The 21,382-nt window shown below is 73.8% G+C and carries 16 protein-coding genes; 7 read left to right on the forward strand and 9 right to left on the reverse strand.

The window, feature by feature from the left end; genetic code table 11:
• Positions 1-53: 53 nt before the first annotated feature.
• The 3 genes from ACFVFS_RS02765 to ACFVFS_RS02775 all read right to left on the reverse strand — a co-directional run bounded on the left by ACFVFS_RS02765 (position 54) and on the right by ACFVFS_RS02775 (position 3,030).
• Positions 54-1,157: a Gfo/Idh/MocA family oxidoreductase gene (locus tag ACFVFS_RS02765; RefSeq protein ID WP_380619315.1), complete on the reverse strand. Its 1,104-nt coding sequence runs from the start codon at positions 1,155-1,157 to the stop codon at positions 54-56.
• A gap of 301 nt (positions 1,158-1,458) precedes the next feature.
• Positions 1,459-2,199, reverse strand: a complete 741-nt coding sequence (locus ACFVFS_RS02770) for an HAD-IIA family hydrolase (RefSeq protein WP_376089726.1) — start codon at positions 2,197-2,199, stop codon at positions 1,459-1,461.
• 291 nt (positions 2,200-2,490) lie between these two features.
• Positions 2,491-3,030, reverse strand: a complete 540-nt coding sequence (locus tag ACFVFS_RS02775; protein WP_380619317.1) for a ricin-type beta-trefoil lectin domain protein — start codon at positions 3,028-3,030, stop codon at positions 2,491-2,493.
• A 268-nt stretch (positions 3,031-3,298) separates the two neighbouring features.
• Between ACFVFS_RS02775 and ACFVFS_RS02780 the strand changes: the two genes are divergently transcribed.
• From ACFVFS_RS02780 to ACFVFS_RS02790, 3 genes are all read left to right on the forward strand, one after another.
• Positions 3,299-4,447, forward strand: a complete 1,149-nt coding sequence (locus tag ACFVFS_RS02780) for a low temperature requirement protein A (RefSeq protein WP_380619319.1) — start codon at positions 3,299-3,301, stop codon at positions 4,445-4,447.
• Positions 4,448-4,615: 168 nt separating this feature from the next.
• Positions 4,616-5,293: a uracil-DNA glycosylase gene (locus ACFVFS_RS02785; protein WP_380619442.1), complete on the forward strand. Its 678-nt coding sequence runs from the start codon at positions 4,616-4,618 to the stop codon at positions 5,291-5,293.
• Positions 5,294-5,428: 135 nt separating this feature from the next.
• Positions 5,429-6,511, forward strand: a complete 1,083-nt coding sequence (locus tag ACFVFS_RS02790; protein ID WP_380619321.1) for a glycoside hydrolase family 6 protein — start codon at positions 5,429-5,431, stop codon at positions 6,509-6,511.
• 12 nt (positions 6,512-6,523) lie between these two features.
• Here ACFVFS_RS02790 and ACFVFS_RS02795 read toward each other — a convergent pair whose 3' ends face one another.
• Both ACFVFS_RS02795 and ACFVFS_RS02800 read right to left on the reverse strand, forming a co-directional pair.
• Positions 6,524-8,455: a galactose oxidase-like domain-containing protein gene (locus ACFVFS_RS02795; protein ID WP_380619322.1), complete on the reverse strand. Its 1,932-nt coding sequence runs from the start codon at positions 8,453-8,455 to the stop codon at positions 6,524-6,526.
• A gap of 9 nt (positions 8,456-8,464) precedes the next feature.
• Positions 8,465-10,384 (reverse strand): glycosyltransferase family 2 protein, encoded by a 1,920-nt coding sequence (locus ACFVFS_RS02800; RefSeq protein WP_380619323.1) that lies wholly within the window; start codon positions 10,382-10,384, stop codon positions 8,465-8,467.
• 1,368 nt (positions 10,385-11,752) lie between these two features.
• On the opposite strand from ACFVFS_RS02800, the gene ACFVFS_RS02805 reads away from it, so the two are divergent.
• The gene (locus ACFVFS_RS02805; protein WP_380619444.1) at positions 11,753-12,703 is read left to right on the forward strand and encodes an alpha/beta fold hydrolase; all 951 of its coding nucleotides are present in this window, start codon (positions 11,753-11,755) and stop codon (positions 12,701-12,703) included.
• A gap of 19 nt (positions 12,704-12,722) precedes the next feature.
• On the opposite strand, the gene ACFVFS_RS02810 is transcribed toward ACFVFS_RS02805, so the two are convergent.
• Entirely contained in the window at positions 12,723-14,015 is a 1,293-nt protein-coding gene (locus ACFVFS_RS02810) for a hypothetical protein (RefSeq protein ID WP_380619324.1), read from the reverse strand.
• Between the two features lie 291 nt (positions 14,016-14,306).
• A complete protein-coding gene (locus ACFVFS_RS02815) occupies positions 14,307-14,903 on the reverse strand; it encodes a DedA family protein (protein ID WP_380619326.1) in 597 nt (198 codons plus the stop codon).
• A 625-nt stretch (positions 14,904-15,528) separates the two neighbouring features.
• Between ACFVFS_RS02815 and ACFVFS_RS02820 the strand changes: the two genes are divergently transcribed.
• On the forward strand, positions 15,529-16,644 hold the full coding sequence (locus tag ACFVFS_RS02820; RefSeq protein ID WP_380619328.1) for an LLM class flavin-dependent oxidoreductase: 1,116 nt from the start codon (positions 15,529-15,531) through the stop codon (positions 16,642-16,644).
• 27 nt (positions 16,645-16,671) lie between these two features.
• Here ACFVFS_RS02820 and ACFVFS_RS02825 read toward each other — a convergent pair whose 3' ends face one another.
• Together ACFVFS_RS02825 and ACFVFS_RS02830 are read right to left on the reverse strand one after the other, a co-directional pair.
• Positions 16,672-18,873, reverse strand: coding sequence for a putative bifunctional diguanylate cyclase/phosphodiesterase (locus ACFVFS_RS02825; protein WP_380619330.1), 2,202 nt, complete (start codon positions 18,871-18,873; stop codon positions 16,672-16,674).
• 443 nt (positions 18,874-19,316) lie between these two features.
• A complete protein-coding gene (locus tag ACFVFS_RS02830) occupies positions 19,317-19,745 on the reverse strand; it encodes an OsmC family protein (RefSeq protein WP_350571830.1) in 429 nt (142 codons plus the stop codon).
• Between the two features lie 331 nt (positions 19,746-20,076).
• On the opposite strand from ACFVFS_RS02830, the gene ACFVFS_RS02835 reads away from it, so the two are divergent.
• Entirely contained in the window at positions 20,077-20,439 is a 363-nt protein-coding gene (locus ACFVFS_RS02835) for a chorismate mutase (protein ID WP_380619332.1), read from the forward strand.
• Between the two features lie 147 nt (positions 20,440-20,586).
• Positions 20,587-21,372 carry a signal peptidase I gene (lepB, locus tag ACFVFS_RS02840; RefSeq protein ID WP_380619334.1) on the forward strand — a complete coding sequence of 262 codons (786 nt, stop codon included), beginning with the start codon at positions 20,587-20,589 and terminating at the stop codon, positions 21,370-21,372.
• Positions 21,373-21,382 lie beyond the last annotated feature (10 nt).

Genomic DNA, 21,382 nt, shown 5'->3' on the forward strand with positions numbered 1-21,382 from the left:
GGTCCACGGGCGCGGGGGCGGGCCGGACCCGCCCCCGCGCCGGTCGGCCTGGGTCAGCCCAGTCGGACGGTGCGGCCGGTCGCGGCCGAGGCGCGTGCGGCCTCCAGGACGGTGAGGGTGGCCACGGCGTCGCGCGGGTCGACCGGCGGCGGGGTGCCGGGGTCGGCCAGGGCGGCGGCGACCCCGACGTAGAAGGCGGGGTAGTCGCCGGCGTCGGTGGGCACGGTGACCGTCGACTCGTCGGTGCCGAGCACGCCGTCGCGGGCCGGGTCCTCGGCGCCCCAGGGGGTCGCGGCGTCGGGGCGCAGGCCGGACCGCAGGGCGGCCTCCTGCGGGTCCATGCCGGACTTGACGTACCCGGCGGTGTCGCCGAGGACCCGCAGGTGCGGGCCGACGAGCGGGGCGAGGGCGCTGGTCCACAGGTGGGAGCGGGTGCCGTTGGCGTGGGTGAGGGCGACGAAGGCGTCGTCGTCGACCACCGCGCCGTCGCGCCGGACGTCGATCTCGGCGTACACCGTCTCCGCCGGCCCGAAGAGCGTGAGCGCCTGGTCGACGAGGTGGCTGCCCAGGTCGTAGAGGGTGCCGCCGACCTCGGCCGGGTCGGCGAGCTCACGCCAGCCGGGCTTGGGCTTGGGGCGGAAGCGCTCGAAGCGGGACTCGAAGCGGTGCACCCGGCCGAGCGCGCCCTCGCGGACCAGCCGGGCGGCGGTGAGGAAGTCACCGTCCCAGCGGCGGTTCTGGAAGACGGTGAGCAGGGTGCCGCTCGCCTCCGCGAGCGCGCAGAGCTCGGCCGCCTCGGCGGCGGTCCCGGCCAGCGGCTTGTCGACCACGGTGGCCAGCCCGGCGGCCAGCGCGGCACGGGCCAGCGGGGCGTGGGTGCGGTTGGGGGAGGCGATGACGACCAGGTCGAGCGCCTCCGGGTCGGCGAGCAGCTGCTCGGGCGTGTCGACGGCGCGCGCCCCGGGGTGCTCGCGTCGCAGCTGCTCGCGGCGCTCCGGGTTGGCGGTGACCACGGCGTCCAGCCGGAGCCCGGGGGTGGTGGCGATGAGCGGGGCGTGGAAGGCGGAGCCGGCCAGGCCGTAGCCGATCAGACCGACGCGGAAGGGCGGGCGGGTACCGGAGGGGGTGGCCGGGGATCGGTGCGCGGAGGTCGTCATGCGTCCTACTCAACCACGGCGCGTCCGGTTGGCCCCGGTTTCGGCGCCGGCCTTCGCCGGTGGCCCCGGCGGCCGGTGCGGGGACGGGTCCCCGCACCGGGGCGCCCGGGAGCGGAAGCGTGCCGCCGCCGCGGTGGGGGACGCGGCGGCGTGGCGTTCACGGTAGCCGGACCGGGCCGCGCTGCCGAGGGGCGTCACCGCCGTTAGGGGCGTCTTAAGGAGCCCTTGAGGAGGGCATGACGACCGGCTCCCGGGCCCGGGGGCCCTCCCCGCACGGAGGGCCCCCGGTGTGCCGGTGCGCTCAGATCAGGTCGACCAGGTCGGCGATCGACTCGACGACCCGGGTCGGCCGGTAGGGGAAGCGCTCCACGTCCTCCGCCTGGGTCAGGCCGGTGAGCACCAGGAAGGTCGACATGCCCGCCTCCATGCCGGAGACGATGTCGGTGTCCATGCGGTCGCCGATCATCGCGCTGTTCTCGGAGTGCGCGCCGATGGCGTTCAGCCCGGCCCGCATCATCAGCGGGTTGGGCTTGCCGACGAAGTACGGCTCCACCCCGGTGGCCTTGGTGATGAGGGCGGCCACCGCCCCGGTGGCCGGCAGCGCGCCCTCGGCGGACGGCCCGGTCTCGTCGGGGTTGGTGGCGATGAACCGGGCGCCCGCGTCGATGAGCCGGACGGCCTTGGTCATCGCCTCGAAGGAGTAGGTCCGCGTCTCGCCGAGGATCACGAAGTCGGGGTCGGTGTCGGTGAGGACGTAGCCGACGTCGTGCAGCGCCGTGGTCAGGCCGGCCTCGCCGATGACGTAGGCGGTGCCGCCGGGCCGCTGGTCCTCCAGGAACTTGGCGGTGGCCAGCGCCGAGGTCCAGATGTGCTCGACGGGGACGTCGAGCCCCATCCGGGCCAGCCGGGCGTGCAGGTCGCGCTGGGTGTAGATCGAGTTGTTCGTGAGGACCAGGAACGGCTTGCCGGAGTCGCGCAGCCGCTTCAGGAAGGTGTCGGCCCCGGGGATCGGCACGCCCTCGTGGATGAGGACGCCGTCCATGTCGGTCAGCCAGGAATCGATCGGCTTGCGCTCTCGCTCTGCCACGTCGGTGTCTCCTACGTCTTGCGATGGTTCTGAACGATCTCGTGCATCGCTCCGGACCGGACACCGGTGGCCGGCCGGGCGCCGCTCGGCTGCCCCAACGCGCCCCAGCGTAGTCGTCCGCCCCGGCCGCTCACAGAGCCCGCCCACAGCACGGACCGGCCCCCGGCCCGGGCCCCCGCCGCAGCGGAAGGGCCCGGCCCGGGGGCCGGGAGGAACCGCCGTCACCGGCGGCCCGTCAGGGACCGGTCAGCCGGAGATCCAGCGCTGGTTCGCGTAGGTGTGGCAGGTCCACATCCAGAGCGCGACCATGTTGGAGGCTCCGGCCGCCGGATCGTCGATGCAGCGGCCGGAGGCCGGGTTCTTCAGCGTGCCGTCGCCCCAGAACTCCCACTTCTGACTGGCGTCGCCGGTGCACGTGCGGACCTTCACCGGGCTGCCGTCGGTGGTGCCGTCGGCCGTCAGGCACTTCTCGTAGACCCGGACGGTGTGGTCGGTGCGCAGGTCGAAGCGCTGGTTGAGGCCGTTCCAGCAGTCGTACAGCTGGACCTGCGAGCCGTCCTCCGGGCCGTTGGCGTCCATGCACTTGGTGGTGTTGGCGCCGGAGTGGAGGTTGACCGGCCGGTTGGCGGTGGTGATCCACTTCTGGTTGTCGAAGGTGTGGCAGTCCCACAGCCAGAGCTGGAGGCCGTCGGTGCCGCCGGCCCCCGGGTCGTCGAGGCAGCGGTTGGACGCCGGAGTGTTCTGGAAAGCTGAAAATTCGAGTTCTCCGGAGAGCTCCAGAAGCAAACATGAGGCCCCGCCAGAATTCCTGGCGGGGCCTCATGGCTACGTGACGGCAGTAGTTGACGGCAACGTCAGTGAACGGGCGCTGCACGAAGTGGAGGGTCGTCGCCGTCGTTGGGGTCGGTGGCGGCCCCGGAGGGCTTGCCGATCGGAGGTGCCGATCATGTGCCCCGGTCGGGTTGCTCTAGCCTCGGGGTTGCTGTTGCGGGCCCCGTTCCCGGCCGATGGCCGGGAACGGGGCCCGTTCGCTGTGGGCGTCGGGGAGGACGGAATGGGCGGCGCGGGGGAGTTGGCGGGGGAGAAGCGGGTCACCTGGGCGGAGTTGTACTTCGACCTGGTGTTCGTGTTCGCCATCACGCAGGTGTCGGGGCTGTTGCACCACCACCACGACTGGGCGGGGGTCGTCCGGGCGCTGGTGGTGTTCGTGCCGGTGTACTGGTGCTGGGTGGGGACGACCGTGCAGGCGAACATCCGGGACGTGGACATCGCGCGGGACCGGCTCGGGATCTTGGCGGTCGGGCTGACCGGGCTGGTCATGGCGCTCGCGGTGCCCGGGGCGTACGAGGGGCGGGGGGTGCTGCTCGGGGCCGCGTACTGGGCGGCGCGGATCGTGCTGCTGCTCCTGGTGGTGCGGATCCCGGGGGCGTGGCGCGGGCCGTACGGGGTGGGGGTGCTGGTGAGCGGGCCGCTGCTGGTGGCGGGCGGGCTGCTGCCGGAGGAGCCGCGGGTCGTGCTGTGGGGGCTGGCGGCGCTCTGTGACCTGTCCGCCCCGATGGTGTTCCGCCGGCGGCTGGCGAACGTCGCGTACCACCCGGCGCACATGCCGGAACGGTTCGCCCTGTTCCTGCTGGTCGCGCTCGGCGAGTCGATCGTCGGGATCGGCGCCACCGCGGCGGCGGCCCGCTTGGACGCGGCCGAACTCGTCGCCGTCACCGCCGCGTTCACCATCTCGGCCGGGCTCTGGTGGCAGTACTTCGTGTACGCGGCCGACGCCATGCGGCACGCCGTCGAGGTCGCCGACTCGCGCCGGGACGTCGTGCGGCGGGTCTTCCAGTACGGGCACCTGGCGCTGGTCGCCGGGGTGATCGCGGTGGCGGTCGGCTTCGGGGAGACGGTGGCGGATCCGCGCCGGGCGCTCGGCGCGGGCTCGGTGGCGCTGCTGTACGGGGGCTGCGGGCTGTACCTGCTGACCTTCGGCTACACCCGCTGGATGATGTTCCGCTCGGTCGCGACGACCCGGATCGCGGCGGCGGCGGTGGTGCTGGCGCTCGCGCCGCTGATGGTGCGGTGGCCGGCGATCACCGCGCTGGTGTCGCTCGCGGTGGTACTGGTGGCGCTGAACGCGGTCGAGCACCTGCGGGTGGTGCGGGCGGCGGCCCGTGAGCTGGGCGTTGAGCCGGTTGTCGGTGGGTCTGTGTAGCGTTCGGGGTGAAAGAGGGCGTACGGCGCGAGCGGCGCGATACGCCCGCGGGTCGGGGCGGTGCCGCGGTGAGCGGCCGCCCGGTGGGAGGTAGAGGTCGTCGTGACGGACACGGTCGAGGCGGGGACGGTCGAGGCGAACGTGGGCGAGGCGCAGGCGGGTACCGGGCTGGAGCTGCCGGAGTCCTGGCGGGGGGTGCTGGGCGCCGAGACGGAGAAGCCGTACTTCGCCGAGCTGGCGGCCTTCGTGGCGGCCCAGCGGGCGGAGCACCAGGTCTTCCCTCCGAGCGGGCAGGAGTTCTCCGCGCTGGAGGCCACTCCGTACGAGAAGGTCCGGGTGCTCGTCCTCGGCCAGGACCCGTACCACGACGACGGCCAGGCGCACGGCATGAGCTTCTCGGTGCTGCCCGGCACCAAGACGCCGCCGTCGCTGCGCAACATCTTCAAGGAGCTGGACGCCGACCTCGGCATCCCGGCGCCGGACAACGGCTACCTGATGCACTGGGCCGAGCAGGGCGTGCTGCTGCTCAACGCGGTGCTCACGGTGCGCGCGCACGAGGCCAACTCGCACAAGGCCAAGGGCTGGGAGAAGTTCACTGACGCGGTGATCAAGGCGGTGAGCGCGCGCGAGGAGCCGGTGGTCTTCGTGCTCTGGGGCAACTACGCGAAGAAGAAGCTGCCGCTGATCGACACCGGGAAGCACGTGGTGGTCCAGGGCGCGCACCCGTCGCCGCTGTCCGCCAAGCTGTTCTTCGGCAGCCGGCCGTTCTCGCAGATCAACACCGCGCTGGACGGCTTCGGGGTCGACCCGATCGACTGGCGGATCCCGGACCTCAAGCAGGCCTGAGCCGCAGCCTCCTCCCGATCCGGCTGACGGGGCGTCTGCCAGGCTGTGAGCGCCCGCCGTTCACCCGGGGATGGGCGGCGGGCGGTGCTCCGGTGTGCGAAGCTGGGGGCCGGACCGGGTCGGGGAGGGGCGTAGGTGCGCCGAGTAGGGCGAGGTGCGGGGTTCCGGCTGGCCGCGGGGGCGGCCCTGCTGGGACTGGCGGCGGGTGTCACGGGCTGCTCGGGGGGCAGTACCGGGAAGAGCGGCGTCCAGGCCGCGCCCGGCGGCGGCAGTCCGAGCGGGACGCCGACCGCACAGGCCGGCGCCGGTGCGCTGCCGCAGCTCCCCGGCCAGACCTTCTACGTCTCCGACCAGACCTCCGCCGCCCGCCAGTCGGCCGCCCTGCGCGGTCAGGGCCGTACGGCGGAGGCCGACACCCTGCTGCGGATCGCCGCCCAGCCGTCCTCCCAGTGGCTCGGTGACCAGGCGGCCCGGGGCATCGCTGACCAGGTGAGCCGCCGCGCCGCCGAGGCCGGCCGCACACCGGTCTTCGTCGCGTACAACATCCCGCACCGGGACTGCGGCCTCTACTCGGCCGGCGGCGCGGCCGACGCCGCGGCGTACCGGGCCTGGATCACCGGCCTGGCGGAGGCGATCGGCGAGCGCCGGGCCTGGGTGGTGCTGGAGCCGGACGCGGTCGCGCACACCCTGGACACCTGCGGGGTCAAGGGTGACGCCGCCGCCGAGCGGTACGGCCTGCTGTCCTTCGCCGTCCAGGAGTTGAAGAAGCGCCCGCAGGTGCGGGTCTACCTGGACGCGGGCAACCCCGGGTGGACGCAGGACCTGCCGGCGCTGGCCGAGGCGCTGCGCAGGTCGGGGGTCGCGGTGGCCGACGGCTTCGCGGTGAACGTCTCCAACTTCTTCACCACCGAACGCAACGAGGCGTTCGGCACGCAGTTGTCGGCCCTGCTGGACGGCAAGCACTTCGTCGTCGACACCAGCCGCAACGGCAACGGTCCGCTGGACGCCGGGGCGTGGTGCAACCCGCCCGGCCGCGCCCTCGGTGCGCCGCCCACGGCGGAGACCGGGCGGCCCGGCGTCGACGCCTACCTCTGGATCAAGAACCCGGGCGAGTCCGACGGCGAGTGCGGCCGCGGTGAGCCGCGGGCCGGCGAGTTCTGGCTCCCGTACGCGCTGGGGCTGGCGACGGCGGGCGCCGGCGCCGGGGCCGTGGGGTAGCGGGGCCGCCGCTCAGGGGGTGACCTGGATCCAGCGGGCCTCCGAAGGGGTGCCGGCGGCGTCCGCGACGAACAGCATGTACCAGCCGGGCGGCAGCAGGTTCGGGTTGGCGGGCAGGGTGAGCGCGAGGCCGTCCGCCGTGCGCGCGGTGATGTCCAGGGCCACCGAGCGCTGTTCGACGTCCGTGGCGTGGGTGACCGAACTCGGCCGGACCAGCTTGGCGGTGGTGATGCCGCCCGGCGCCGGAGCGGCCACCTGGACGGTGCCGCCGAGCCTGGCGGCGGCCGGGGCGCCGGTGAGCCGCGGCCGCTCGCCGTGGAACAGGTAGGGCGGGCTGTAGATCTCGATCCGCTGCTCGAAGGTGCCCGGCTCGGTGTTCGCCCGGTCGTTGAAGAGCGGGTCGGAGCCGAGCACCGCCACCCGTCCGTCGGGCAGCAGCAGGGCCTCGGAGTGGTAGTTCCGGCCGACGGAGGGCTCGGCGGCGGTGGTGAAGGTGTTGGTGTCCGGGTGGTAGGTCTGCGCCTTGAGCAGGTCGCTGCGGTGCTTGCCCCGGTAGTCGCGGGAGCCGCCGGTGGTGAAGACGGTGTCGTCGGGCAGGATCACGCTGTTGAGGTACCGGGTGCCGCCGGCCGGCAGGTCGGGCCCCGGGGTGAACGCGGGCCGCTCGGCGGCGAGGTCGGCGATGTCCGTGCGGGCGGTGGAGAGCGGGGACTCGCCGACGCCCCCGCCGCCGAGCACCATCACCTTCTGCGCCTGCGCCGGCGGCAGCAGGACGGAGGCGGACGTCTCGGTGAGCTCGGGGTCGCGCAGGCCGGGGACGGGGTGGAAGCCGTTGTCGGCGAGATCCCAGATCCCGGGCTCGCGGCCCTTGTCGGCGGGGCCGTAGCCGGCGTTCGAGCCGGAGTAGAAGAGCCTGCCGGACGCGGTGAGGAAGATCGACGGGTAGGTCGGGAAGTAGCGGTCGGGCGCCTTGGACCAGGTCTTGCGCGCCGGGTCGTAGATCTCGTTGTCGTTGCCGCTGAGGATCTGGCCGGTGTCGTCCAGCCCGGAGACGGTGACCACCCGGCCGTCGCCCAGGCCGGTCAGCGTCGGGTACCAGCGGGCGTAGGCCATGTCGGTGACCTGCTCGTACAGCTCGGTGTCCGGGTTGAACTCGAAGGCGGCGCGGATGCCCTGGTAGTCCTGCTTCTCCAGGGTCATCCGCTCGGCCGTGCCGTAGACGTTCCGGGCGTCGGCGCCGGTCAGGCCCTTGACCGTGTACTGGGCGGGGGAGTCCAGCACCGAGCCCGGGCCGGGGGCCACCGCCTCGGCGAACACCCTGGTCTCGCCGGCCTTGACGACGGTCGCGGTGCCGGCGCCGGTCTTGGTCGCGGCGGGGACGGTGACGTCGTCGGTGGAGACGTACTCCCGGCCGTCGGGCGCGCGGAAGACGGTGCCCCGGGGGAGGCTGCGGGCGGTGTCCGGGTCCTCGTTGCGGATCCGCATGGTGCCGGCGGCCTTCTTCACCGCGCCGTCCAGGGCCTCGTAGCGGCGGGTGCCGCCGGCCACCAGCATCCGGCCGTCGGGCAGCGCGGTGTGGCCGCCGCAGAACAGGTCGGCGGGGGTGGGGACGTTCTTGTAGGTGTTGGCGACCGGGTCCCAGAGCAGGCTCCGGAAGGTGCCGGCGTCGAAGCTCTTCTGGTTGTTGCCGGAGCCGGCGATGATCAGGACCTTGCCGGTGCGCAGCAGGGCGGCGTGGATGGCGTTGATCCGGAACTCGGCGGGGAGGACCAGGGTCTGCCAGTGGCCGTACTCCGCCTTGTAGGCGGGGCGGTTGATCGCGTAGTGGTGGTACTGGTCGGTGGCGAAGCCGAGGACGGCGGGGGCGTTCATCCCGGCCACGGTGAGGGCGACGGTGCTGCCGAGGGCGAAGCGCCGGGTGCGGCCGCTGTGGCGGATCTTCACGGTGGTTCGTCATCCCCTCGTGGCGGGTGTGGCTTCGGGCTCGGACGCGGACGCGGACGCGGGGCGGGGTTCGGGCACGGGGTGCGGCGCGGGCTCGGGTGCGGGAGCCGGAGTGGCGGTCGCCCCGGCCGGGGTGAGGGTGAGGGTCGAGACGGGCCGGGCCCGGCGGCGCCGCACCGCGTCCGCGGCGAGCAGCAGCATCGGCAGCAGGCTGAGGAGGAGGGCCAGGCAGGCCCAGGTGCGCATGGCGACGTGGTCGTGGCCGGTGCGGAAGGAGGCCGCGACGGCGCCGCCGAACACCAGCGCCCAGAACAGGTGGAACCGGAAGGTGGACACCCGGTCGGGGCTGGTCGACGCACCCTTCGGCGTCACCACGAAGCGGCTGCGGATCCGCAGGAGGGCCTGCAGGAGGGACGCCGCGTACACCGGACCGCACAGCGCGGACATCACCATGCCCGCCACGCCCGAGGAGCCCGCCGGCTCGTGCGGGCTCACGTTGTGCTTGCGGTTCCAGGTGTAGAGCAGCAGTTGCAGCACGGCCGCGTCGCTGTAGAGCGCCATCCAGAGCTCGGAGGACACATGGACGCCCGAGGCGCCGAACCCCAGGTAGAGCACGCTGGACACCCCGCCGAGCAGCCAGGTCAGCGCCGCCATCGGGTAGAAGGAGACCAGCAGCGCGTAGTTCAGCAGCCGCCCCGGCGACAGCCCCCGCGCCACCCGCCAGAACTGGGTCAGCAGCGTCTCGTAGGTGCCCCGGCTCCAGCGCAGCTGCTGCGAGAAGAAGTCCGTCCAGGACGACGGCCCCTCGCCGACCGCCAGCACGTCCGGCGTGTAGACCGACTTCCAGCGCGCGCCGGTGGCCGGGTTGCGGCTGCGGTGGAACTCCAGGCCGGTGGCCATGTCCTCGGTGACCGAGTCGTACAGCCCGCCGATCGAGCGCAGCGCCTCCAGCCGGACGGCGTTGTTGGTGCCGACGAACATCGGTGCGCCGTAACGGTTCCCGGCCCGCTGGACCAGGGCGTGGAAGAGGTACTGCTGGCTCTCCGAGAACTTGGTGACCACCGAACCCGAGCTGCGGTAGTTCCCGTACACCTGCGGGCCGACCACGAAGGCCACATCGGGGTCGCGGAAGTAGCCGAGCATGCGCTCGCAGTACTCGGGCAGCGGCACGTGGTCGGTGTCCACCGAGATCCAGAAGTCGTAGTCGGCGCCGTACGCCTGGAGCCAGCTGTTGTAGTTGCCGTGCTTGGTCCGGGCGCGGAACCGGCCCTTGGGCGTGTTCCACTGCGGGATGTCGTCCCGGCTGAAGTGGCGCACGCCCAGCCGGTCGCAGAGGTCGCGCATGGCGGGATCGTTCCCCTCGTCCAACAGCCAGACCTGGTAGGGCCCGTCGTGCCGGACGGCCAGTGCGGCGGTGAGCGTCGCGCGGACCATCTCGGGCGGTTCCTTGCCCGGGACGAGGGTGGTGAGGAAGGCGACCCGGGTGCCGCGCTCGGGCGTCACCGGGACCGGGTCGCGGGCGGCGAGCGTCGCGTGCACGTTGGAGACGACGTTGACCAGCCGGAACGCCTCGACCACGGCGATGATTCCGATCATCACCTTGTCGCCGACCAGCAGCCAGGTGTCGGTCTCGCCGGGCCGGACCGGCCAGTGGCCGGGCTGGAGCAGCCAGACCAGCAGCACGCCCTCGACCAGGGGCGCGGCCAGCAGGAGCAGCGCGGCCCGGATGCGGTGCGGCTCGCGGCGCAGCAGGCTGCGGTACTGCACCCGGTACGGCTCGTCCGGCGCGGGGTCCTCGACCGCTCGGCCGGCGAGGCGGCTGAAGTAGGCGTAGTCGTAGGGGGCTTCGGGGACGGCGATCGGATCCGGGGTGGCGGCCGGGGCGGACGGTTCGGTGCCCTTCGCCCGACGCGACAGCGGCCCGGTCATGTGCGCTCCCCCCGTGGCCGGCCGCGCGGACCCGCCTTTCGTGCGTGCTCCGACCAGGGGTGTGCGACCCGATCCGCCGCACCGCCGCACGGCGGCGGACGGTCCCCGGAGCCCTGCCTCCGCTGCCGGGCCGTCGTCCGGCGGACCGGTCCCCGGCGGGCCGTTCCGCTTCCGTTGTTTCGGCATTCCGGCGGTTCCGGTGATCCGCCGATCCGGTGGTTTCGGACCGTCAATTCGTCGACCGTGGACGATCGGTGGTGGTGCGTTCTGGTGGAGCGGCGTCGGATGCGGATCGCTTCGGCCGTCCCCGGACTCCCCTCCGGGGTGCCGGGATCCCCGGGCTTCCCCCACTGTCGCGGAGGGGCCGCCCGATTGCAACCGGTCCTCGGGATGATCGATGTGACGGCCGGTGAATCCGGTGATTCCCGGCCAGTCGTGGGCCTCCTGGTGCGATGGGGCCGGCGGCGGCCGCGGACGGTCGGCCGCCGTGCGCCGGGGCGCTGCCGGGCCGCCGGCCGACGGGCGGTATGGAGCCGGCCACCACAGTGGCCCGGGCTGATGCGTCGGTCGGACCCATGTCGCCGCCCGTGCGCCTCGTCTACGGTTCCGGCATCCACATCCACGGCGCCCCCTGAGGAACCGGTCGTCATGCGCAGCCCGACAGCCCTCGCCACGGCCCGCTCCGGTGTCCGCTCCGGTGTCCGCTCAGGAGCCCGCTCCGGAGCCCGCCCCTTGCGCGGACCCGCGGCCCGGGTCCTCCTCCCGGCCGGATCCGGCGCCTCCGACCCCCTGGCGCTGACATCGACGCGGCCGCAAGTCGCCCAGGAGGGGCCGAACATGCTGGAATCGCTCGAACAGGTGAATCGATCACAAATCGCTCGACAATCCTGTGTCGAGGACTACGATCGTGGTCGATCGCTCTGCTGATCCCGCTCCTTGACGCCCTATACAGTGCGCTTCTTGTCCCGGGACTGCTCGACGGCCCCGGGAGCCTCCGTCTCGTCGCCCCATGCCTGTTCCACGGAGCCCCCGCCTCCGGGGGCGACCTCCCCCTCGGCCGTACCGGACGGTCCTTCCCCGGCCGCGCGCCCTCCTCCGCGGCCGGCCTCCGCACCACCGAGCTCGCCGTGCCGAAGCTCCGGCTGCCGTTCGCGGCGGCGGCCGCCTTCGGTGCCGCTCGTACCGTCGCGTCTCTTCACCGCAGTGTTCCCCTCTTCCCTCTCCCCTTCCCCCTTCCCCCTTCCCCCTTCTCCCTTCTCCCTCTCCCTCTCCCTTTCCGTTCGGCCCGGGCCCCGGTCGGACCGTCGTTCCGCCCAGTGCCGGCCCCACAGGAGGTAGCCCCGCGTGAGCCAGTCCGAGAGCCCGTCGATACACCGGGCGACCGATCGATCCGCCCAGCCCGCTCCGCCGTCCGAGCCGTCCCCGGAGCGGCTCCGCGTCCCGGTCCCCGGCGGGGAGCTGTCCGTGCTCCGCTGGCCCGCCACCGTGCCCGGCGCCCCGACCGTCGTGGCCGTGCACGGCATCACCGCCCACGGCCTCGCCTGGTTCGAGGTCGCCCGCCGCCTCGCCGGGCGGGCCACCCTGCTCGCACCCGACCTGCGCGGGCGCGGTGGCAGCCGTGACCTCGGCGGGCCGTACGGACTCGCCCGCCACGCCGACGACGTGGCGGCCCTGATCGCCGGGCTCGGTCTGGGGCCGACCGTCGTGGCCGGCCACTCCATGGGCGCGTGGGTGGCGGCCCTGGCGGCCGTCCGCCACCCCGGGCTGGTCCGCCGGGTGGTGCTGGTCGACGGCGCGGTCACCTTCCCGCTACCCGAGGGCGTGAACGAGGACGACGCCCTGGCCGCCGTGCTCGGGCCGGCGCTGGCCCGGCTGTCGATGACCTTCCCCGACCGGCAGGCGTACCGCGAGTTCTGGCAGCGGCACCCGGCCTTCGCCGCCGACTGGTCCGCGGAGATCGACGCGTACACCCAGCACGATCTCGTCGGCGACGAACCCGAGCTGCGCTCCTCCTGCGTGCTGGCGGCGGTCGAGACCGACGGGTCGCAGGTCATGCTGGACCGGGAGGCGGCCGCCGCCGTGCACCGGCTGCCCTGCCCGGGCGAGCTGATCCGGGCCGAGCGAGGCCTGTTCGACGAGCCGCAGGGCCTCTACGACGAGAAGCGGCTCGCCGCCGTCGGGCTGGACCACACCCACCCGGTCCCGGTGTCGGCGGTGCCGGACACCAACCACTACTCGATCCTCTGGGGCCGCGCGGGGGCCGAGGCGGTGGTCCGTGCCCTGCTCGGCACGGCCTCCGCCGGTCCCGCCGACGCATAGCCGCCGCGACGGGCCGGTGCTAGCCGGCCGCGCCCAGGAAGGACTCCCAGCCGCCGGCCGGCGCCTGTCCGACGTTGAGGGTGCGCAGCTTGCGGAGGGTGGACTGGTCCTGGACCTCCATCCACTCGACGAGCTGCTTGAAGGAGACCAGCCGGACGTCGGGCTTGCCCGCGATGGTCTTGAGGGTCTCCTCGACGGCGTCCATGTAGATGCCGCCGTTCCACTGCTCGAAGTGGTTGCCGATGAAGAACGGCGCGCGGTTGCCGTTGTAGGCGCGGTCGAACCCGGCCAGGTAGGCGTCCCGCGCCTGGGTGCGCCAGTCGTTGTACTTGGCCGGGTCCCCCTTGGTGCTGCCCGCGGACTGGTTGGCCAGGATGTTGTAGTCCATGGAGAGCACCTGGAAGGTGTGCCCGGGGAAGGGGATGCTCTGCAGCGGGAGGTCCCAGACCTTGCCGTCCTGCACCTTCTGCGGCCAGATCTGCAGGCCGCCCGAGGAGCTGGCGTCGTACTTCCACCCCAGGTTGGCGATGGTCGGCAGCAGGGTCTTCTGCCCCTCCAGGCAGGGGGTGCGGCCGCCGATCAGCTCCTTCCTGTAGTCGAAGGGGAGCGGGTCGACGTCGGTGAAGCCGGTGTTCGTCCGCCACTGGGTCACGAAGCCGACGGCCTGGTCTATCTCGCTCTGCCAGTCCTCGGGGGTCCACTTGTTGACGCCGTTGCCGTCCGAGCGGGTCGAGCAGAAGTGGCCGTTGAAGTGGGTGCCTATCTCATGGCCGGCCGACCAGGCCTGGCTGATCAGCTTGAGGGTGGCCTTCACCGCGCCGTCCGACAGGTAGGGGATGTCGGAGGCGCCGACCGAGTGCTTCGGCGGGTGGTAGAGGTCCGCCCTGCCCTTGGGCAGGGTGTAGATGCCGGAGAGGAAGAAGGTCATCGAGGCCTTGTGTTCCTCGGCGAGCTTGAGGAACCGGGGGAACTGGCCGTCCTCGGTACCGCCGGCGCCGTCCCAGGAGAAGACCACGAACTGCGGCGGGCGCTCGCCCGGCTTGAGCTTCTCCGGCTTGGGCTGCTTCGGCTGGGGGCCGGTGTCGGAGGTCGAGCCGTCCCCGATCGGCGTGCCCTTGGCCGGGGCCGTGGTGGCGGTCCCGGTGGCCGGTCCCGCACTCCCGGTGCCGGTCGTGGGGGCGGGGGCGGAGCCCGCGGCGGATCCGGTGGGGTCGGCCGACCCCGAGCCGCCCCCGGAACAGGCCGCCACCGCTCCGAGCGCGGCAGTCGCGGCGGTGGCTGTGAGCACGGTCCTGCGCGAGATGCTGGCCATCGTCTCCCCTGTTGTCCGGACCGGTGGGGCCGCAACTCAGGCCGCGTCAGTCATATCGGACAATTGATTGATTATCCGTCGTTAGCATGTCACGCGAACGCGGGGGTCACCAAAGGGCCCGAGGTCCGCCGGCACTGAACACGCCGGGAACGCCTGTGCGGGATGCGGAGGAATGTCTTCTGTTGCCGTCCTGTGACGCTTCGCCCGTTTCGTGGGGAGGGCGTTCCGGGGGCGGCGTTCCAGGGGTGGCGATCCGGGGGGCGGCGATCCGGGAGCGCCGCCGTCGTGGCGTCAGTCGAGGGAGATGCGGCGACTGCGGCAGGCGACCCGGGCGATGGCGGTGCTCACCACGGTGGCGGCCGTGCAGGAGACCGCGAGGCTCAGCCAGGCGGTGTCGAACCAGTGGCTGTTGAGCCAGCCCAGGGACACGATGTAGGCCGCCCAGATCAGCGCGGCCAGGGCCGACCACCGCAGGAAGCGGTGCGGATGGGCGGGGGAGTGGCCGATGGCCAGGTCGAGGATGGTCCGCCCGGCCGGTACGAAGCGGGCGATCACCACCATGGCCGCCGCCGCCCGGGTGGTGCGCCCGTCCAGGGTCTGCTGGACCCGCGCCACGCTGGCCGCGAGCTTCGGGCGGTGCTCCAGTCGCCGGTTGACCATCGGCGCACCGCGGCGTGCGAGCTGGAGCAGCAGCAGGTCGCCGAGGAAGGAGGCCGCGGCCACCCCGAGGCCGAGCAGGACGGGGGCGCCGTCTATCTGCGCCGTCTTGAGCACCGCGAGGATGACGAGGGTCCCGCTGGGCAGGAAGGGGAGGAAGGCGTCACCGAGGACGGCGCAGAGCGCCAGGCCGCAGATCCACGAGGATCCGACCAGTGTCGCGATGTCCATGCCCTTACTCCCTCCAGGCTGCCCGGGGGAGCAGTGGTTGCAAGGGACAACGCTAGCGCCTCGACTATTCATGCCATGAAGCACCCCGGACATGCGGTGGGTCCGGGTGGCGCATCTCACACCCGCCGCGGTCCGTCCGGGGCCCGGCGCCTCCCCGGTGCCGGGCGGAACATGGCACGAGCCCCCGGGGCGGGGTGCCGCTCCGAGGGCTCGCGGGGATCGGTCGGCGCTGGTCCAGCCCGACGATCTTGCTGGTGAGTGCGGATCCGGTTGGGTGATCCGCCTGGGCCCTAGCCTGCCGGATGGCGACGGCCGACGGCGAGCCCCCGGGCTGGCGACTTCCCGCGCTGGCGTGAAGTCGCCACGGGTGTCCGGTCGCTGGCTCTGCGTCAGCTCCTCCGCCGACCGCTCCGCCCGGGGCCGGAGCCGCGTGCGGTGCGCGGGAACGGCGCCGGGCCGCCGGCGGAGGACGGCCGGGCCGACCCGTCGGGCGGGGAACAAGGGGACCCGGGAGCGGGGTTGACCAGTGTCGGCACCGGCCGCGGCACCGACCGCCAACCGGTGGGCAGCACCGGTGAACCGCACCGGCGGACGGTACCCGACCACGGCCAGGAGGACGGACGGCATGACGACCGAGGACAGCCAGGAGAGCCGGCAGGAGAACGGGGCCGGGCCGCACGCCGCGGACGCGATCCGGGGCACGTCCCGGGGGACGGCGCCCGCCCCGCTGTCGATTCTCGACCTGGCCACCGTCGGGGTCGGCCACACACCGGCCCAGGCGCTCGCCGCGACCACCACCCTGGCCCGCAGCGCCGAGCAGTGGGGCTACCACCGCTTCTGGGTGGCCGAGCACCACGGCATGCCCGGTGTCGCCAGCTCGACGCCCGCCGTCCTGCTGGCCCACCTCGGGGCCCACACCACCACCCTGCGCCTCGGGTCCGGCGGCGTGATGCTGCCCAACCACGCCCCGCTGGCGATCGCCGAGCAGTTCGGCCTGCTGGAGTCGCTCCACCCCGGCCGGATCGACCTCGGCCTCGGCCGCGCCCCCGGCACCGACCAGGCCACCGCCCGGGCCCTGCGCCGAGGCCTCGGCGAGGGCGCCGACGACTTCCCCCGGCAGCTCTCCGAGCTGACCCACTTCCTCGACGGCAGCTTCCCCGCCGGGCACCCGTACGAGCGGCTCACCGCCGTCCCGAGGGGGGAGGGGCGGCCGCCGGTCTGGCTGCTCGGCTCCTCCGGGTTCAGCGCCCAGCTGGCCGGCCGGCTCGGTCTGCCGTTCGCCTTCGCCCACCACTTCAGCAGCGCGAACACCCTCCCGGCGCTCGACCTCTACCGCTCGGAGTTCCGCCCCTCGGCCGTCCTCGACGCGCCGTACGCGCTGATCGGGGTGAGCGCGGTCGCGGCCGAGGACAAGGACTCCGCCCGCCGCCTCGCCCGCTCCGCCGCGCTCGGCATGCTGCGGCTGCGCCGGGGCAACCCGGGCCCGATCCCCACCCCCGAGGAGGCCGAGGCCTACCCGTACAGCCCGGTGGAGGCGGACTTCATCGACGACTGGCTGGGCAATGTCGTCCTGGGCGCCCCGGGAGAGGTGGCCGACGGGCTGGAGGCGCTCCGCAAGCGGACCGGGGTGGACGAGCTGATGGTGACCTCGCACATCCACGGCCACGAGGCACGGCTGCGGTCGTACGGGCGGATCGCCGAGGCGTACGGCCTGACCGGGGGCCGGGCCGTGACCGTCTGAGGGAGGCCGGGGCCGGAGCGCCCCGGGTCAACGCCCGCCCGGGGTGTCCCGCCGGTCCCCGACCGGCCGGTCCCCGGTCCGCGCGCCTTCCCGGTCCTCCCGCTCGTCCTGGCCGTCGCGGCCGTCGCGGAGTATCGCCGCGACCAGCTCCGCCTCGCCGGGGCGGGCGAAGTACCAGCCCTGGGCGGTGTCGCAGCCGGTGAGCCGCAGCCGTTCGGCCTGCGCGGCGCTCTCGATGCCCTCGGCGGTCACGGTCAGGCCGAGCGTGTGGGCCAGCTGCACCATCGCGCCGACGATCTGCTCGTCGGCGTCGCTCCGCCGTGAGCGGACCTCCGGGAGTTCCGGCCGGCCGCCGGCCGGGGCCGTGTCGCGGAACCCCTCGATGAAGGTGCCGTCCAGCTTCAGCACGTGCACCGGGAGCCGGGAGAGGTAGGCCAGGTTCGAGTAGCCCGTCCCGAAGTCGTCGATCGCGATCCGCACGCCCATGTCGGCGAGCGCCTGGAGCGCCTGGAGCGGGCGTCCGCCGGGGCCGAGTAGCGCGCTCTCGGTGATCTCCAGCTGCAGCAGCCGCGCCGGCAGCCCGGTGCGGTCGAGGGCCTGGGCGACGTCGGCGACCACGTCGGAGTCCCAGATCTGGCGGGCGGCCAGGTTGACGCTCACGAAGGTCTCGGTCTCGGGGAACTCGGTGAGCCAGCGGTACGCCTGGCGGCAGGACTCCTCCAGCACCCACTTGCCGAGCGGCACGATCGCCCCGGACTCCTCGGCGAGCGGGATGAAGCGGTCCGGCGAGAGCGTCCCGTAGCGGGGGTGGCGCCAGCGGACCAGGGCCTCGGCGCCGTGCACCGCGCCGTCGGCCAGGCCGACCAGCGGCTGGTACTCGATGGTGAACTCGCCGCGCTCCAGCGCCGGGCGCAGCGCGGTGGCGAGCAGCTGGCGGGTCAGCTGGTGGGCGCCCCGGTCGGGGTCGTAGAGGGTCCAGCGGGCCCGGCCGTCGGCCTTGGACCAGTACAGGGTGGCGTCGGCGTCCTTAACCAGGTCGGTGGGGGTGGTCTCGTGCACGGAGCGTTCGACGACGCCGACGCTGGCGGTGACCACCAGCCGGTGGCCGGCCACGTCGAACGGGCGCTCCAGGGCGTCGAGGATCCGGGCGGCCAGGTCGGTGAGCTGGTCGCTGCCGCTGCTGTCGGTGACCAGGACGGCGAACTCGTCACCGCCCATCCGCGCGACCAGCTGGGTGCCGTGCGCGGAGAAGCCGCGCCGCAGCCGGGTCGCGACGGCGATCAGCAGCTGGTCGCCGATGTGGTGGCCGAGGGCCTCGTTGATCGCGGCGAACCCGTCGAGGTCCAGGTAGCAGACGCCGACCCGGGGCCCTCCGCTCCCCGCCGCGCCGACGACCCGGGCCCCGGCCTCGACTCCGACTCCGGCGCCGGTCCCGTCGGCCGCGCCGCCGGAGACGTCGGAGACGTCGGCGGTCCCGGCGCCCGCAGCGCCCCCGCCGCCTCCCCCGATCGGCCCCGCCGACCGGTCGGGGGTGAGGCAGGCCGCGTCGAGGCGTTCGAAGAAGTACGTCCGGTTGGGCAGCCGGGTCAGCGGGTCGTGCAGGGCCTGGTACTCCAGGCGGTCGCCCAGCCGGCGCTGCTCGGTGATGTCCTCGACCAGGGCGAGCGTGTACAGCGGATTGCCCCCGGCGTCCCGGATCAGCGAGACGGTCACCTTGCTCCAGACCGTCCGCCCCGCGCGGTGCTTGAGCTGCTTCTCGACCCGGAGCCGGTCGTGCTCGCCGTGGACGAGCGCGGGGAACAGCCGGCGCGGCATGCCCTCGGGGTCGACGATCTCGTGGAGGTGGGTCAGCACCAGCTCGTCGACGGTGCGGCCGGTCAACGCGGCGAAGGCGGGGTTGACCTCGATGATCCGGTCCTCGGGGTCGATGAGGGCCATGCCGATGGCGGCGTCGGAGAAGGCGGCCCGCAGTCGGGACTCGCTGGCCCGCAGGGCGGCCAGCCGCCGGCCGTGCTCCTCGCCCCCCGGATGGCCGTTCGCACCGTCGCCGTCCGGTCCGTGGCGGGTGCCGTCACCGAGCGGCGCCGAACAGGTGGGGCAGCGGGGGACGGGGTCGTCGGCCGGGCCCTCCCGGGGGTCGGCCAGGGCGGCGCGGGCCGTGCCGTTGGCCGGGGCGGGGTGGAGGGCGGGCGGCAGGAGGCGGCGTGGCCGCGGGTCCTCGTGCCGCACGCCTGGGTGGTGTGCGTCGGCCCCCTCGTTCTGGCCCGGCACGGCATGCTCCCGTCCGCTGCTGACGCTTGACGCTGGTCCGGCCGGTCACCCGACTTCGGCGGCCGGCTCCGCACTCTGCCGCACTCGCGGAGAGGGGACTCCGGTGCGGGACGCTCGGGACGGAGCGGCCGGGTGGGAGCCCGCCTGAGGAACCGTGAGGAACAGGGCGCTGCGGCCGATCATAGGACGCGACGGCAACGCGCGGTGACCGCCGCCAGGGTGATTCGTCTGGTTTGGGGGCGAGTGTGGTGATACATGCGGACGCCCCTGGTGCACATCACATGATGTGCACCAGGGGCGTGGGCTCCGGGAACGCGCCCTCGGGACCCGGTTCGGCGCCGACCACGCGCCGACCGCGCGCCGCGCCGGGACCGGGGCCGCGGACGGGGCGCCCGGGGAGGTCAGCCGGCCAGGTTGGCCGTGAGGGTGATGGTGGTGCCGGTCAGGGCCTGGCTCACCGGGCAGTTCGCCTTGGCGTCCTCGGCGGCCTTCACGAAGCCGGCCTCGTCCAGCCCGGGCACCTCGCCGGTGACCGTGAGGTGGATGCCGGTGATGCCGGTGCCCGGCTGGAAGGTCACATCGGCCTGGGTGTCGAGCTTGGTGGGCGGGGTGCCCGCGCCGGTCAGACCGTGCGAGAGGGCCATCGAGAAGCAGGCCGAGTGCGCGGCCGCGATGAGCTCCTCCGGGCTGGTCTTGCCGTTCGGGGCCTCGGCGCGGGCCGGCCATGAGACCGGGTACTCGCCGATGCCGGACGACGCGAACGTCACCTGGCCCTTGCCGTCGACCAGGTTGCCTTCCCAAGCGGTGCGGGCGGTGCGGGTGGTTGCCACGATCGATACCTCCATCACTGGGGAACTGCTGATTCGTCACGTCCGGTCATGCCGCGCCCAGCCTACGGGCAGGTCCGGGGCGTGCCACAAGTAGCGCACCGGTCCGTCGCGTCCGAAAATCCCCCGGCGGCCCCAGCGGTTCGGCTCGTCCGTGGACGGACCCCGGCAGCTCGGAGCGCCGTCCGACGGGCGGTCCGTGTGCCGTCCGTATCGTGGACGGTTAGGCCGAATGGTGCGGGCCGGTGCCGGGCGCCCTGTTAGATTGGCCCGGGCCCGGGCCCGGCCGCCGCGCGGTCGGGCGCACCACCGAGAGAGCCGCGGAGCCGCCCCGATGACGGACCACCCCACGACCCCCGACGCCGGACTGCCCGAGGGGGTCGACGATGCCGTGCGGGCCGAGCTGACCAGCCTGCGCGAGAGCATCGACAACATCGATGCCGCGGTGGTCCACATGCTGGCCGAGCGCTTCAAGGCCACCCAGCGGGTCGGCCGGCTCAAGGCCGAGCACCGGCTCCCGCCCGCCGACCACGCCCGGGAGCGCACCCAGATCAAGCGCCTGCGGGAGCTGGCCGCCGGGGCGCACCTGGACCCGGTGTTCGCGGAGAAGTTCCTCAACTTCATCATCGCCGAGGTCATCCGCCACCACGAGGCCATCGCGAGCGACGCCGTGACCGGCGGGAACGCCTCCGCCTGACGGCGCGGCCGACCGGGCCGGGAGCACCTGGGGGAGCCGCGGCCGGCCCGCCGGGATGTCTGGCGCGGGTAAACGTCCGATTTCGCCTCGATCCCCGGTTGGCGTAGCGTGCAGGTTCCCCCGCAGCCGGAGAGTGGAGCAGCGACGATGGCGGTGAACCTGCCCGATACGCACGGCGGCGACGCCGGGGCGGGGCCCGCCCCGGTCGGGGGCCGGGCCGAGGCGCGGCGGGCCCGCCGCGCGGCCGAGGGGCGCCGGAGCAGGCCGCCGAAGGACCGCCGGTCCGGCCGGCGGCCGCGGCCGTGGTGGATCGAGATCCCGGCGATGGCGGCGGTCGGCCTGGTGGTCGCGCTGCTGATCAAGACCTGCCTCTTCCAGGTGTTCACCATCCCCTCCGGTTCGATGGAGAACACCCTGCGGGTCGGCGACCGGGTCGGCGTGAACAAGCTCGCCCCGCTGACCGGATGGAAGCCGGAGCGGGGCCAGCCGGTGGTCTTCAAGGACCCCGGGGACTGGCTGCCGCCGCAGCCTGCCGACGGCAACCCCGTCACCGGTGCGCTGGGCTCGGTGCTCTCCTTCGTCGGCCTGGTGCCGCCCAAGGACGACAACTACCTGGTCAAGCGGGTCATCGCGACCGGCGGGCAGACCGTGCAGTGCTCGGGCACCACGCTGACCGTCGACGGCGCCGAGCTCGACGAGCCCTATCTGCACCCCGGGGACGACTCCTGCGCCGGGCTGGACTTCGGCCCGGTGACGGTGCCGCAGGGCTACGTCTGGGTCGAGGGCGACCACCGCAGCGACTCGGCGGACTCGCGCTACCACCAGCGCGGCCCCGGCGGCGGGGCCGTGCCGGTAGACAACGTGGTCGGCCCGGTGTCGGCCGTCGTGTGGCCGCTCGGCCACCTCGACTGGTTCGGCTGGGTCGGCCGCTGATCCCGGCCCG

The sequence above is a fragment of the Kitasatospora sp. NPDC057692 genome (assembly GCF_042799475.1).
Lineage (GTDB): Bacteria > Actinomycetota > Actinomycetes > Streptomycetales > Streptomycetaceae > Kitasatospora.